The following is a 12,475-nucleotide window of genomic DNA, read 5'->3' on the forward strand; positions in this document are numbered from 1 at the left end:
GTGAATCCTCTTCTGGCAAAGCTCGCTTGAAGCTAGCGCTAGGCATAATTCACAATATGCTGAGATTGGGGAAAGGGCACTTGCCCCTATAAAATGGGCAGCTACCCAAGAGGAGGAGAAGCAAGGAACGAAATTGGTGTCGAAACGAAGTCCGAGCGTGTGACGGTGATGATAAGGTTGTAGCAAATAAAATTGTGATACCTGATCCTGATCCCTAAACTTTCTCAGATGAATCAGGTCATCAGATTATCTATCCGTATTCTGAATAAATGGGTCAGTTTATTTTATGTCCCCAAGTTCTTATCATTTTTATTTGACAAGAACTTGGGGACGTTCGTTTTTGATAAGAACTTAGAGACATTTTTGAGTAACCTATAATTATACAATATCATTTCAAGCAATATCTGAGAGAAGAGCATTGCACGCGTATGGGATATAATTTATCCTTACACGCAATACAGCCGCCATTCTCTTCTTCGTTTACGGATGTTACCGCACCTTCTCGACATCAGAAGCTTTCACAAAGGCGAAGCGGTGATTGAAGAAGATGCGATAGAATGCCTCTTTGCCTTTAATGTGCTTATTCGTCGCATAAGGATCCTTCGTGAATACTGGGGCTTCGTAATAATCGCCATTGACCTTCTCGACGGCAACATACGATTGTCCCTGTGCAATTGTGTACTGCAGCGGTACGAGTTCGTTCGGCTTTACATCGGCAGGGTAAGCTGCCGCTTCTGGATAGGCCGCACCATAAACCGGAATAGAAGCTGTGCCCGCTTTCGGAGTAATGAGCTCTCCTGAACCCGCAACCGCATTGCTTCCTGCCGGATTATAGAACCATGCCTTTTGTCCACCGTACCAGATTGCTGTCCAGTTCCCCAGCTCTCCTGCGAGCGAGAAGGTTTGCCCTGTCGTAGCTTTAGCACCTATGCTCAGTCCGTCTTTCTTGTTCTGAACGGCAAGGGCAGGGTCATCAATTAAATCAGCATCAAACTGCGGCTCCTTATACAAATAAACGAAGTTCGTCGGCTGGAGCGGAGCATCCTGAACTTCAGGTAAATTACTCTTAAAATTAGGCTTGATTGTCACGATGTCCTTGAGGCTATGCGTGGCGCCAAGTGGTGCTCCAACCAGCTCCATATAATGCTCCCAATCCCAGAATGGACCGGGATCCTGATGCATTGCCGGTGTTCGCTTCGGAGTAAGCCCCGGAATTTCGTTGTGCCCAATGATATGCGCTCGATCCAGCGGAATATCATACTTCTCTCCCAAATACTTAACGAGTGCGGCAGAAGAGCGATAAAGCCGTTCGGAGTACCAGGTTGCTCCTTCCATCGCATAGCCTTCATGCTCGATGCCGATGGAGTGCATATTGAAGTAATAGTTGCCTGCATGCCATGGCACGTCTTTGTTGTTAACCATTTGCGTTACATCGCCATCAAATGAGCGAACAACGTAGTGGGCGGCCACGCTCTTCTTCGGATTTGCAAAAATGCCAATGGTGTCTCGATATGTTTCTTCCGTATCATGAATGACAATAAAGCGAATATCTGGCCCGAATTTAGGACGGTCTGCAAGATCATAATTGGAATAGTCTGACGGGTCATCCCCATTCTGCTGATAGGCTGCAGGAATAGACCTGCAAGGTAATAGGGAAGGGCAATCGACGTTGCTTGATATGGTTGAATGCAGTTGCAGACTCTGCAAAGTACCTTGGTTTGGCTTTACTTCCTTGGATGTGAGGCGCAGCGCCTGACCTTCCGGAGTTTGCCGCGCGATCCCTTGCTGTATCGTGTGGAACACTTGATCGGCGAAATCCTGTGCATAATACAATTCTTGAGAGCCGCTATATTTGGCAACAGCACCATACCAATCGGATTCCGTTACCGGCAGTTTGCCTGCAATGTCCTTCGCATATTTTGCCAGCAGCGCAGCTCCGCCTCGAATGTTCTCTACTGGATCCTTCTTCAGAAAGATTGGATTTACCTTCAGGAGTTGAGATGCTGCAGCAAGAGTATGATGGCTTGGATCATCAAGCGAATCCGATGTGCTGCCTTGTTCAGCGGTTGCATTCTGTTCCTCTGGCTGCTGCTTCGGTATGTCGGTCAAATGCATAACGCCGAAGCCACCAGATGTGCTTGGTTCACCATTATGTTGCTCCCACCGTGTCAGGTTGTAGGAGACGGACATCAGAATGCTCACAGGTACTCCGAATTCTTTCGCTGCAGATTCGAAGGCTTGTTGCAGCTGCTGCGAATTCGACTTGACTTGCTCTGCATAGACAGACGGTACAACATTGAATGGAGCAGGCAGCGAAGGCGCAAATCCTGCGGCCGCCAATGAGGCGACAGTGAGAGTGAGCGATAGCTTTTTCCATTGGATTGTTTGAAGTCGTTTCAATTATTTCCCTCCCAAAATGATAATCACTAAGACAAGATGACACCGCTTTCAAAACACAATTGGCATCCACATTTGCGCTTCCTTCTTTATCACCTTCATTCCATAATATGGGGATTGGTAACTATTATATTATCTTTCGATTAAAATTTTCAATATATTTTTAAAAGATGAAATATTTTTTCAAATAAAAGAGGACGCTTCTCCTATTAATTTCACAGGTACCATATACGTAAAAAGAGAGACGAACATTGGCAACAAATCGAAAAGTGGGTAGGTTCGTGCTGTCAATTAGGGAAAGGGATAAAATCTAACTATTGACATTTGTGGTGTATTACGATCATAATACACTCATGAAGTGTATGAACTACATAGTACACACACTTGGCGATAAATGCGAGGGGTGATCATAGAGATGAATGAAGGGTGGACGAATGTGGTCTTTAATAACCGTGACCCTGTCTATTTGCAAGTCGTAAGGCATTTCAAGGAGCGGATCGCAACAGGCCGATTAAAGGCAGGGCAGGTTATTCCTTCCCGCAGAGAGCTCGGAGCATTGCTCAAAATAAACCCAAATACGGCGCAAAAAGCCTACAAGGAAATGGAGGAGCAGCGGTTGATTATAACGGAAGGGAACTCACCGAGTCGGATTACAGAGGAAGCGGATATCCTGCGTGCAATTCGTTCGGAACTTTTAGAAGGTGCAGTAGAGGCATTTGTCGTGTCAGTAGGGAGAATTGATGTGCCTGTCGATGAACTGCTGGATCTTGTCCGGGCGAAGTATATCGAGGAACGTTCGCGTTCGAACCAGGCAGAAGGGGGGGGGCTCTGATGATTGAGGTTGTCGATTTACATAAGCGTTATCGTGGGCGCAAGGTGCTGAACGGTATATCCTTCACAGCCGAAAAGGGGCAGATTACATGCCTGATCGGAATCAATGGAGCTGGGAAATCCACGATTCTGAAATCAATTATGGGACTTACCCCACCAAAGAGCGGCACGATTCGCATTGATGGCAAGCCTGTTGGGCCAGCGATGTATGAGAAGGTTGCTTTTGTACCAGATCATCCGACAGTACCTATGGGGATGAAGCTGTCCGACGGGATGCAATTTATGAAAGATTTCTACCAGAATTGGAATGAGGCGCGAGCGAAGGAATTATTGGATTTTTTCAAGTTGGATCGGTCGGAGCGCGTAGGTAACCTGTCTAAAGGGACAACTGCGAAATATTGTCTGCTGCTTGGTTTATCGCAAGATACGGATTATATCTTAATGGATGAACCATTCTCAGGCATTGATATGTTTAGCCGTGAGATCATTGCTGAAGTATTCTCGTCGGATCTTATCGAGGATCGAGGCGTGCTGCTGACGACACATGAAATAGACGATATGGAGCATTTGATCGACAATGCGATTCTGCTGCAGAATGGGACGGTTCATCTTGCGTTTGACTGCGAGGACATGCGTACGACGGAAGGGAAATCCGTCATTGACGTAATGAGGGAGGTGTATATGGGGTGAATCGCTATTTGAAATTGGTTCATATGGAAATCTATCGATTCCGATATATTTTGGCATCCTTAATGGTGCTGACGATGGTCTGTCAGTTCAGCTCATTAATTCTGACAATCAATCGTACTTTATCGTTCAAAGCGGAAAATGGGATGGGTTATGATGATATAGGTTTACCTGATATCCTCACCTTCCCATGGGTTATCCTCGATACAAAGGATTGGTTCATTCTTCCGATTTTGCTTAGCATAACGGTTCTGGTGCTGTATACCCTCCTTATCTGGTATCGGGATTGGTTCGGGCGATCGACGTTCATCTATCGGCTGCTGATGCTTCCATCGAAGAGATGGATGCTATACGTATCGAAGCTTACAGCTATTATTATGTTTGTATTTAGTATGATTGCCTTTCAATTGGTGCTGCTCGTCGGCGAGAATATGATCTTCAAGGCGATGGTTCCGGCAGAACTGCGGGCGGATTCGACATTCGTCGAAGCGATTTCGATGAATGAAGCATTAAAAATGCTACTGCCCAAACAGTTTGAGCAATTTATATATTGCTATGGCTTAGGCATTGTTGCTGTAATGGTGATCTTTACTGCAGTTCTACTCGAACGAAGCTATCGGAGAATCGGTGTTCTATACGCGTTCGCGTATTTCGCAGGTAGTGCGATCCTGGTTGTGTATCCAATATTATTCTTACGCATGGATGGATATTGGTATCCGATTGAAATATTCGGAATGCATCTTGGTGCCTGCTTGCTCGTTGCCGTGATCTCCGGCTGTCTCGGATTCTGGCTTCTTCGCAAGAAGATTACCGTGTAAAGGAGGAATTACGATGAAACGTTACTTATTATCGATCATTCTCGGACTTTGTACGTTAGGGATATTGTGTACCTATTATACTTACGGTGCGGCGGATCATCTGCCGACATACAAGCTCGTAACGGAACAAGGCGACCCGAAGGAGGGAGCGGGTATCGAGCTTTCCGCTATTTACGGAGGAATACGGTTGGAATCATTATCCATTAGTATGGAAGGAAGCAAATATCGGAGTCGGGAGACATTTCGCGACGAGCTCTTGTCCGTACGACCATTGAGAAATAATTCGGAAGGCATGGGGCAGCTCTTTCGGGATTATCGCCAATTTATGAGGGGCAAGAGGGATCCTAATGGATTTTATAAGGATAATGAATGGTTGATTTATGCCAATAGAAATATAGGATCAGGTCAGTCTCCAAAGAAGGAATTTCAACTGCATGTAGACCTGTTGAATAGGAAGACGAATGAAGAGAAGCAGTATGTCATCGAAATCCCTACTGACAGCACATTTGATTATATCTATATCGACGATGTTCAACGCATCAATAGTCAGCTGCATGTACTCATTCAGCACGGTAAGAGGGATGAATCGTTTCTTCAATCTTTTGACTATGTGTTGGACATGAAGAGCGGCGCACTTATTGAGGGTAAGCAAGTAACCCATTGGAAGAACAGCGCAAATAATGATATAGAAATTGAGGTTGGCTCATTAAGTAATGGCATTGCTCCGAATGAATATATGGTCTTTCAAGTTCAAGAGAATAAGGTCAAATCAAATGGAGATTATATGAATTCTTATGAACTCATAGCCATACATAGATATGTTTATTCATATCGAACAGGCAAGCTGAATGCCTTGCCAGACCCAAAGCAGTTAAACGCAAAGCAGAAACTTAATCCTAACACGCACTATTATCTAGAGAGCAATTCCTTGGTCTACGCAAAATTCGATGAAAATGCCATTCAGTTATCACGCTATAACTTAGACACAGGTCTTGAAGAGAGAGATTATGTTCAGATCACAGCATCGGAGCTTGGCGTTGATAAGATCCAATCGTTTGTTCTCTCTCACAATCGTGTCAATATCTTGAGTAAGAAAGGCTCAACACCTCTCGTAGTTATTCTTGATACATCCGATGGGAAAACACGCTACGTGGGTCAAGTAGTCTACGAAGGGCCTGAATCTGAGCGTGATAAAGAGATGGGGTTTTTGCGGTTAAATAGCTTGCAGATTCGAGAGACAGCTTCTTAGAAAAGAGGTACAGCCCGATGAATCGAACGATGAGCTTTGGGCAGAAAGTGCAGGTTTTAAGAGGGGTGGAGACGTACGGATACCAAGCAGCGCATTATCTGCTGCAAGAGGAAGAGCTTGCTTGGGATGCGGCCAAAGCAGCCCTGCTGGAGTTGAGCTCAAATGATGATTTTTTCGCTGAAGATTCTTCATTGCAACGAGCAAGACTCTGCAGAGCTGTTATACGTCATGCACTTCTTTTGAAACAAAAGTGTCTGAGAAAAGAACAAGGTATCATAAGCTGAATTAGATAGTTATTATCCCTTGATCATCAGGGTTTGAAATGCTTCGCTTAAAGAAGTAAAAAATGACTACGAAAGTCTATAGTTCCCGCCTGTCTGAGGATAGGCGGTTTTTTAATTACGGAACTTCTACTTTTTCGTTCGTCGGATTAGATCTAAGTAAAGTAGTTATAGTGCATAAAAAGAAACGGATTGAGATTCAGATCTCCTCTGACCCTCTATCCGTTTTTATTTAGCCAATAGCCAATAGAATGTCTAACATTATATTAAATCACTTATTATTGGCTTTATTGGACATCCACCGGCTTTCAATAAAATTGATGAACCGGCTTTCTAGAACGATACAAAAATAGAGAAGAGGACGCTTATTCCATTAGCATATCCATCAATTTTTGGCCGAGCGCCGCTGTATTCGGCGTTACGATATTGCTCAGTGCAATAACGGTTAAATTCTGTTCGAGATGTCGGACAAAAGTTGAGGTAAAGCCATTAATTCCGCCATGATGGAATACTACAGGAATGCTAGGGATAAACCAACCATATCCGTACGGCTGGTGATGATGAGCATACATATTCCCCGATACATCTCCCGCATCTTGTTCGAACCAACGCTTGCTGCGCATAGCGAAATTCAAACGATAGAGGTCATCTATCGTAGATAGGAAACCTCCTGCTGCATGCGCATTCGACATATCAATATGGGATGCACGTTGCAGACTGCCTTTCGGATCCACTTCATACCCGACTGCGCGGTTCGCAATGATCGTGGTCGAATCCTCAAGCATTGTATTCTCCATTCCCGCAGGGAGGAGCACGTATTCCCTTACGTAATCGGCGTAGCTCTTGCCGCTGATCGCTTCAATGACTTTCCCAAGTAAAATATAATTCGAATTCGCATACTCAAAACTTGTTCCTGGTTCGAAGTTCAACGGAAGAGCAGAGAATGTAGCAATAAGCTCATCCACGGTATGCGGCAGCAGGGAAAACTGCGGGAACTCTGGAAGTAAGACCAAGTTCGGGATACCCGAGCGATGGGTCAGCAATTGCTCAATCGATATGTGCTCCCATTGAGAGAATTCTGGTAAATAAGTTGTCAACTGCTCTTCAAGACGCAGTTGGCCCTGATAGGCAAGGGTCAGGATGGCTTCCGCTGTAATTGGCTTGGAGTTTGATCCAATTCGATATACGGTCTCACGTTGATTCGGTACGTTCAGCTCCACATTTGCAAACCCGTATCCTCTGGCGAGAATAACTTCTCCTTGTACAGCAACAAGCACGCTTCCATTGAAATCCCCACGCTCATGCATGGATTGGATGTATGAATCAATCTTTCTGTTCAATTGGTTACTATTCATGTTGAATCTGCCCCTTATCTTTGTGTTTATGAGATAAAAGGCTTAAAATTAGGCTGTGTGTCAATCAATCGACATCCCGCCTTTCCGGGTGATAGATAGGTAATAAACAAAAAGTATTCAAACTGCTACATAGTAAACAATTATTTACTAAATACATAGTTATCACGATTTTATGCATATTGTCAATGCCTGAATCGATAACGAAGGGGTATTATGCCATGCGAGCAGCGATTATGGATGAGATTATTAAGTCATGGGGTGAGATAATGCCCTTATTTGAACGCAGAATGATGAAGCTATTTGAGCAAACGGTGATGCAAAAGCTGAGCCCGCTGCAATTCTATGCACTTGTTGCAATCGAGAGCAATCAGCCAATCGGAATGAAAGAGCTCGCACAAGAACTCAACATGTCCAAGCAGCAGCTCTCCAAGCTTATTCAAAAATTAATCGAAATGACATTCGTGGAACGGACTCACGACGAACAGGACTTGCGATCCTTCAATCTCCACTTAACAGCAGAAGGATCGGCATTTATCAAAGAGTATAAAGAAGCCATTGGACGGCTGCTCCGTGACAAGATTGACGTGTTCAACGATGAGCAGCTCCTTCGTTTCCATCGAGCTTTGTTCGATCTGCACGAAGTGCTAAAAAGCTGGGCGTAATCAATCATGAGGATCATTTGCATTTGGAGGCTTAGCTTGTAGCAGAGCCATGCTCTGCTACGTACTTCGAACTAGGTACGATAAATACCTCGAAAGGCTGCCGTTCACTCTTGAATCGGTGGCCTTCTTTCTTTCTCAATCGATCCTATAAAAGCCTAACAATGTGTATGCTATCATCACCTATGAACATATTCGAGCAGGGGTTGAACAAAATTTCATGTTATGAAGTTAAATCTCATTTGAAGTAACCTTTTGGCCGTTACATGGCACTAGTGTATAGATGGATAGAAAGAAAGGAGTTGGGGGCGTGCACCATTGGATAGAGGCAGCGAAGCAAGGAGACTGCGAGTCGTTCGATCCCATCGTCCGACAGTTCACTTCAATGGCTTATGCTGTAGCCTATGAACGGCTGCACGACGTTCAGTTGGCGGAGGATGCCGTGCAAGAGGCATTCGCGGAAGCATTCATCAGCCTCAGTCGCCTGAAAGAAACCGAAGCATTTCCGGGTTGGTTCAAGGTGATTGTCGTTCGCCAAGCGAACCGCATTCTTCGGCGCAAACGTCATCCGTCTGTCCCGTTGGATGATATGACCGGCTTAGCTGGAAGCGGGAAGAGCATCGCTGACATCGTCGAGCAAAAAGAACTGAGAAGGCTGCTTCATGAATCCGTATCGTCATTGTCATCAAATATGCGTGTGGCGGTACAGTTGTTTTATTTTTACGGCTATTCATTGCAGGAAATCTCTGCGTACTTAGGCACATCCGTCCCTGTATTGAAAAAACGGCTATTCGACGCGCGACGCAAACTGAAAGGAATCCTGCCTGTTGCTGATTTTGCTCATGTATGCAACAGCTTATATGAAGGGGGAAAACATATGCTGCATATTGTAAATGGAGATCACGTAGCGAGCACTTTGCGTAAGGTTTTACATAAAGGGGATATTCTCGTGTGGAGGGAAGTGTACCCGGAAGGGCCGAACTTCGCAAATCCCACAGCAGCCTCCAATCGGCAGGTACGGGCTCAATACTTGGAGCAGGCGCTCGGCATTCCCGCAGCAGAATTCACACGTCTCTCTGGCGAACAAGAACAGCAGCTCACTCGCTTTTCCGAATACGGAGAGATTGTGTTGTGGTTCGAGCATGATTTATTTGACCAGACGATGCTCTGCTACTTGCTCCATTGGTTTGCACACCAGCCGCTTGGCCGTACAAAGCTAAGCTTGCTATGCATTGGATCCTTCCCAGGCATTGAATTATTCCGCGGGCTTGGCCAATTAAATGAAGAGCAGCTGGCGTCACTATCAGGGACGTGGCAAACTGTCGGTCGTGAACAGCTCGATCTAGGGTCAGCATTATGGGAGGCTTATACATCTCCTGATCCTAGCAAACTCGTACAGCTTCTGCGAGAGGATACGTCGGCATTGCCCTATGCGAATGCAGCATTCCAGCAGCATCTTGCCCATTTCCCATCTGTCCACAATGGGCTCGGCATTGTCGAGCAATTCACTTTGGAGCAGATTGATTTTGGCATTGCTTCTCCGTATGAATTATTTAAGCATGTCTGCAATAAGCTGCATGAACTTGGAATGGGGGATTTGCAATACTGGCATGTGTTGGACAAGCTGACTAGCGGTACCCATCCACTTCTGCACGTTGAGGGAGTAGAGACCTTCCCGAATTTCCAAGGCACACCGCCTTCATTCCGTGAATGTACGGTGTCGTTAACGAAAGAGGGGCAACAAGTTCTGGAAGGTCAAGCAGACCGGGTAGCTCTGAACGGCATCGATACGTGGCTTGGTGGTGTTCACCTGAAAGGCCAATCTGTACCGTGGCGCTGGGACACAGTAGCGAAAACACTCATCAACGATAACCAAGGAGCGTAGCAAAGCGGAGCAAATTCATCGTAGGGTGACCAATTGCCTACATTTGAACAACTGAACTCGTAAATTATGCCTTTCATAACAAAAACGGCTGAGCAGTCGAATAATGACGCTCGGCCGTTTTATTATTTCATCTCATTCTTTTCTACATAGTTGTTTAATTCCTTCGAGGCATCCAGGGATTAATTGGAGTGGGATATTCTCATCCGTTGTATTAAAAGTATTAAAAACATAGCTTGTTATTAGATGCTGCACCCGAATCGGTATAGGCACATTGGGTTTAACAGTGTATATAATATATATATACACTAAATACTCTATTGACACTTACCACAACAGTGTATATATTGTATATGTACACTATATGGATATAAACAGCATTGAGGTGATAGAAGCTGAAAATTATTATTTTCAATGCCTCGAGCGATCCGATATACATGCAAATATTGAACCAAATCAGACAGAGCATTCTGAGCGGGGAATTGCGTGCAGGCGACAGTCTTCCTTCTATTCGGCAGCTGGCTAAGGATTTGCAGGTTAGTGTCATCACAACCAAGCGTGTATATGAGGAGCTGGAGAAAGAGAAGCTGATCGACTCCGTGGTAGGGAAGGGATCTTTTGTATCGGGGGCCAATAAAGACTTCATTCGGGAGCAGCGTATGAAACAATTAGAAGAAAAAATGATAGAGATCATTCGAGAAAGCAAGGAACTAAGCATGAGTCAACAAGATGTGATAGATCATATCAAGTTATTGTTCGAGGAGGAGCACACATCATGAATGTAATCGAGATACGTAATTTAACGAAAACATATCCTGAATTTACAGTTGATCAGATATCTTTGGATGTGAAGCAGGGCTACATTACCGGGCTCATAGGTCCGAATGGCGTTGGGAAGAGCACCTTAATCAAAATGATGCTTGGCATGATTCGCCCTGACTCCGGGAGCGTAAAGATACTAGGCTGCGATATGCCTGCACAAGAAGTGGAAATCAAGCAGCGCATCGGCATCGTGTTAGATGATTGCTTCTATTATGAACACCTTACGATACGTGACATGAAGAAGATGATCGCGCCTTTCTATAAAAAATGGAACGAACAGAAGTTTAACAGCTATCTGGAACAGTTCGAGCTGTCCCCGAACAAGAAGATTGAACAATTATCCAAGGGGATGAAAGTGAAGTTTGCCCTAGCTGTTGCGTTCTCACATGAGGCTGAACTCCTCATCATGGACGAGCCAACCTCCGGACTAGATCCTGTGTTCCGCAGGGAGATGCTCGATCTGCTTGCGGACATGATGCAGAACGAGCGAAATTCGATTATTTTCTCAACTCATATCACGACAGACTTGGATCGCATTGCCGACTACATTGCTTTCATCAATCGCGGAAAGCTCGTATTCAATGAAGCGAAAGATGATGTACTCGATAGATACGTAATCGTGAAAGGTGACTCCCAACTACTAGATTCCGATGTTAGAAAGAAATTTGTCGGAATTCGTGAGACAGCCGTTGGTTTTGAGGGCTTAATAGATAATCGGCAGGAGGCCGAGTATTTATTTGGAAATTATGCGGTTCTCAACAAACCATCATTAGAAGACATCGTGTATTTCACAACCAAGGGAGGACGCGTACATGCTTAACTTGCTTCGGAAAGAATTCATCGCTTTGAAAAGCTCGCTGTGGACACCTCTCATGTATTTTGTTGTATTCAGTGTTGTTTTTATACCAAAGCATTCATCGTCTGTTCACCTTGTGGGTATTTATACGGCTTTCGCTACGCTTAGTCACGTTACGCTGATCGATATAAAGAATCATAACCACAATTTTCTGGTCACGCTGCCGATTAGCCGTAAAAATATCGTAAAAGCGAAATACATAACGGGCATTATTATTAGCCTTATCAGCGTCCTAGCATCTTATGGCATTCACATGTTCGTTACAACTGTATTCCCGGCATTTAACAAGCCAGAATTAACGGTCATGGATATACTAGGACCAGCAGCCATCACGCTAGCCCTGGCTTCCATTTATTTGCCGCTGTTTTATACGCTAAGTAAGAAAGGAGCGTCTATTATTCAAGGGGTGTTCACACTAATCCTAATTGCACTGGCGCAGCCTACGGCAATATTTATGCAAATGATTAACGAGAACAGATTACACAGTGATTCTACTTTATATTTTATTTTAATCGGAATCATCTTGTTGTTCATTGTTTCCTACTATATAGCTGCATTTCTATTTACTAAAAAGGAATTATAAGGGGCCACACTGTTGAATGATCAAAACAATATTCGAAAAGGGGTCTTGAACGTAG

12 protein-coding genes are annotated in these 12,475 nt (G+C 44.6%); 10 read left to right on the plus strand and 2 right to left on the minus strand.

Translation table 11 applies throughout. The features are described 5' to 3' along the window. Positions 1-489: 489 nt before the first annotated feature. A complete protein-coding gene (locus RQP50_RS15895; RefSeq protein ID WP_315746001.1) occupies positions 490-2,400 on the minus strand; it encodes an N-acetylmuramoyl-L-alanine amidase in 1,911 nt (636 codons plus the stop codon). Positions 2,401-2,812: 412 nt separating this feature from the next. On the opposite strand from RQP50_RS15895, the gene RQP50_RS15900 reads away from it, so the two are divergent. Genes RQP50_RS15900 through RQP50_RS15920 form a run of 5 tightly spaced genes read left to right on the plus strand, consistent with a single transcriptional unit; the run spans position 2,813 to position 6,266 of the window. Next, positions 2,813-3,229: a GntR family transcriptional regulator gene (locus RQP50_RS15900; RefSeq protein WP_315746002.1), complete on the plus strand. Its 417-nt coding sequence runs from the start codon at positions 2,813-2,815 to the stop codon at positions 3,227-3,229. Next, positions 3,229-3,918, plus strand: coding sequence for an ABC transporter ATP-binding protein (locus RQP50_RS15905; protein ID WP_315746003.1), 690 nt, complete (start codon positions 3,229-3,231; stop codon positions 3,916-3,918). The genes RQP50_RS15900 and RQP50_RS15905 overlap by 1 nt, the downstream gene beginning before the upstream one ends. Then, positions 3,915-4,733, plus strand: coding sequence for a hypothetical protein (locus RQP50_RS15910; protein WP_315746004.1), 819 nt, complete (start codon positions 3,915-3,917; stop codon positions 4,731-4,733). The genes RQP50_RS15905 and RQP50_RS15910 overlap by 4 nt, the downstream gene beginning before the upstream one ends. Positions 4,734-4,746: 13 nt before the next feature. After that, complete coding sequence (locus RQP50_RS15915) at positions 4,747-5,982, plus strand: hypothetical protein (protein WP_315746005.1); 1,236 nt, start codon at positions 4,747-4,749, stop codon at positions 5,980-5,982. Positions 5,983-5,999: 17 nt separating this feature from the next. After that, entirely contained in the window at positions 6,000-6,266 is a 267-nt protein-coding gene (locus RQP50_RS15920; protein WP_315746006.1) for a hypothetical protein, read from the plus strand. Positions 6,267-6,628: 362 nt separating this feature from the next. Here RQP50_RS15920 and RQP50_RS15925 read toward each other — a convergent pair whose 3' ends face one another. Continuing rightward, positions 6,629-7,618, minus strand: coding sequence for a serine hydrolase domain-containing protein (locus tag RQP50_RS15925; RefSeq protein ID WP_315746007.1), 990 nt, complete (start codon positions 7,616-7,618; stop codon positions 6,629-6,631). Between the two features lie 218 nt (positions 7,619-7,836). On the opposite strand from RQP50_RS15925, the gene RQP50_RS15930 reads away from it, so the two are divergent. The 5 genes from RQP50_RS15930 to RQP50_RS15950 all read left to right on the plus strand — a co-directional run bounded on the left by RQP50_RS15930 (position 7,837) and on the right by RQP50_RS15950 (position 12,420). Further along, positions 7,837-8,280 carry a MarR family winged helix-turn-helix transcriptional regulator gene (locus RQP50_RS15930; RefSeq protein WP_315746009.1) on the plus strand — a complete coding sequence of 148 codons (444 nt, stop codon included), beginning with the start codon at positions 7,837-7,839 and terminating at the stop codon, positions 8,278-8,280. A gap of 307 nt (positions 8,281-8,587) precedes the next feature. Then, positions 8,588-10,162: a sigma-70 family RNA polymerase sigma factor gene (locus tag RQP50_RS15935; protein WP_315746010.1), complete on the plus strand. Its 1,575-nt coding sequence runs from the start codon at positions 8,588-8,590 to the stop codon at positions 10,160-10,162. Between the two features lie 392 nt (positions 10,163-10,554). Beyond that, on the plus strand, positions 10,555-10,938 hold the full coding sequence (locus RQP50_RS15940) for a GntR family transcriptional regulator (RefSeq protein ID WP_315746156.1): 384 nt from the start codon (positions 10,555-10,557) through the stop codon (positions 10,936-10,938). Then, positions 10,935-11,801 carry an ABC transporter ATP-binding protein gene (locus RQP50_RS15945; RefSeq protein ID WP_315746011.1) on the plus strand — a complete coding sequence of 289 codons (867 nt, stop codon included), beginning with the start codon at positions 10,935-10,937 and terminating at the stop codon, positions 11,799-11,801. The genes RQP50_RS15940 and RQP50_RS15945 overlap by 4 nt, the downstream gene beginning before the upstream one ends. After that, positions 11,794-12,420, plus strand: coding sequence for an ABC-2 transporter permease (locus RQP50_RS15950; RefSeq protein ID WP_315746012.1), 627 nt, complete (start codon positions 11,794-11,796; stop codon positions 12,418-12,420). Before RQP50_RS15945 ends, RQP50_RS15950 begins: the two co-directional genes overlap by 8 nt. The last annotated feature ends 55 nt before the right edge of the window (positions 12,421-12,475 follow it).

Source organism: Paenibacillus suaedae, assembly GCF_032337355.1.
In the GTDB taxonomy this organism is placed as follows: Bacteria; Bacillota; Bacilli; order Paenibacillales; family Paenibacillaceae; genus Paenibacillus_B; species Paenibacillus_B suaedae.

What these genes read in the sequence shown, in the direction of transcription:
- RQP50_RS15900 (WP_315746002.1), top strand. Translation starts at nt 2,813, where the DNA reads ATGAATGAAGGGTGGACGAATGTGGTCTTTAATAACCGTGACCCTGTC.
- RQP50_RS15905 (WP_315746003.1), top strand. Translation starts at nt 3,229, where the DNA reads ATGATTGAGGTTGTCGATTTACATAAGCGTTATCGTGGGCGCAAGGTG.
- RQP50_RS15915 (WP_315746005.1), top strand. Translation starts at nt 4,747, where the DNA reads ATGAAACGTTACTTATTATCGATCATTCTCGGACTTTGTACGTTAGGG.
- RQP50_RS15920 (WP_315746006.1), top strand. Translation starts at nt 6,000, where the DNA reads ATGAATCGAACGATGAGCTTTGGGCAGAAAGTGCAGGTTTTAAGAGGG.
- RQP50_RS15925 (WP_315746007.1), bottom strand. Translation starts at nt 7,618, where the DNA reads ATGAATAGTAACCAATTGAACAGAAAGATTGATTCATACATCCAATCC.
- RQP50_RS15930 (WP_315746009.1), top strand. Translation starts at nt 7,837, where the DNA reads ATGCGAGCAGCGATTATGGATGAGATTATTAAGTCATGGGGTGAGATA.
- RQP50_RS15945 (WP_315746011.1), top strand. Translation starts at nt 10,935, where the DNA reads ATGAATGTAATCGAGATACGTAATTTAACGAAAACATATCCTGAATTT.
- RQP50_RS15950 (WP_315746012.1), top strand. Translation starts at nt 11,794, where the DNA reads ATGCTTAACTTGCTTCGGAAAGAATTCATCGCTTTGAAAAGCTCGCTG.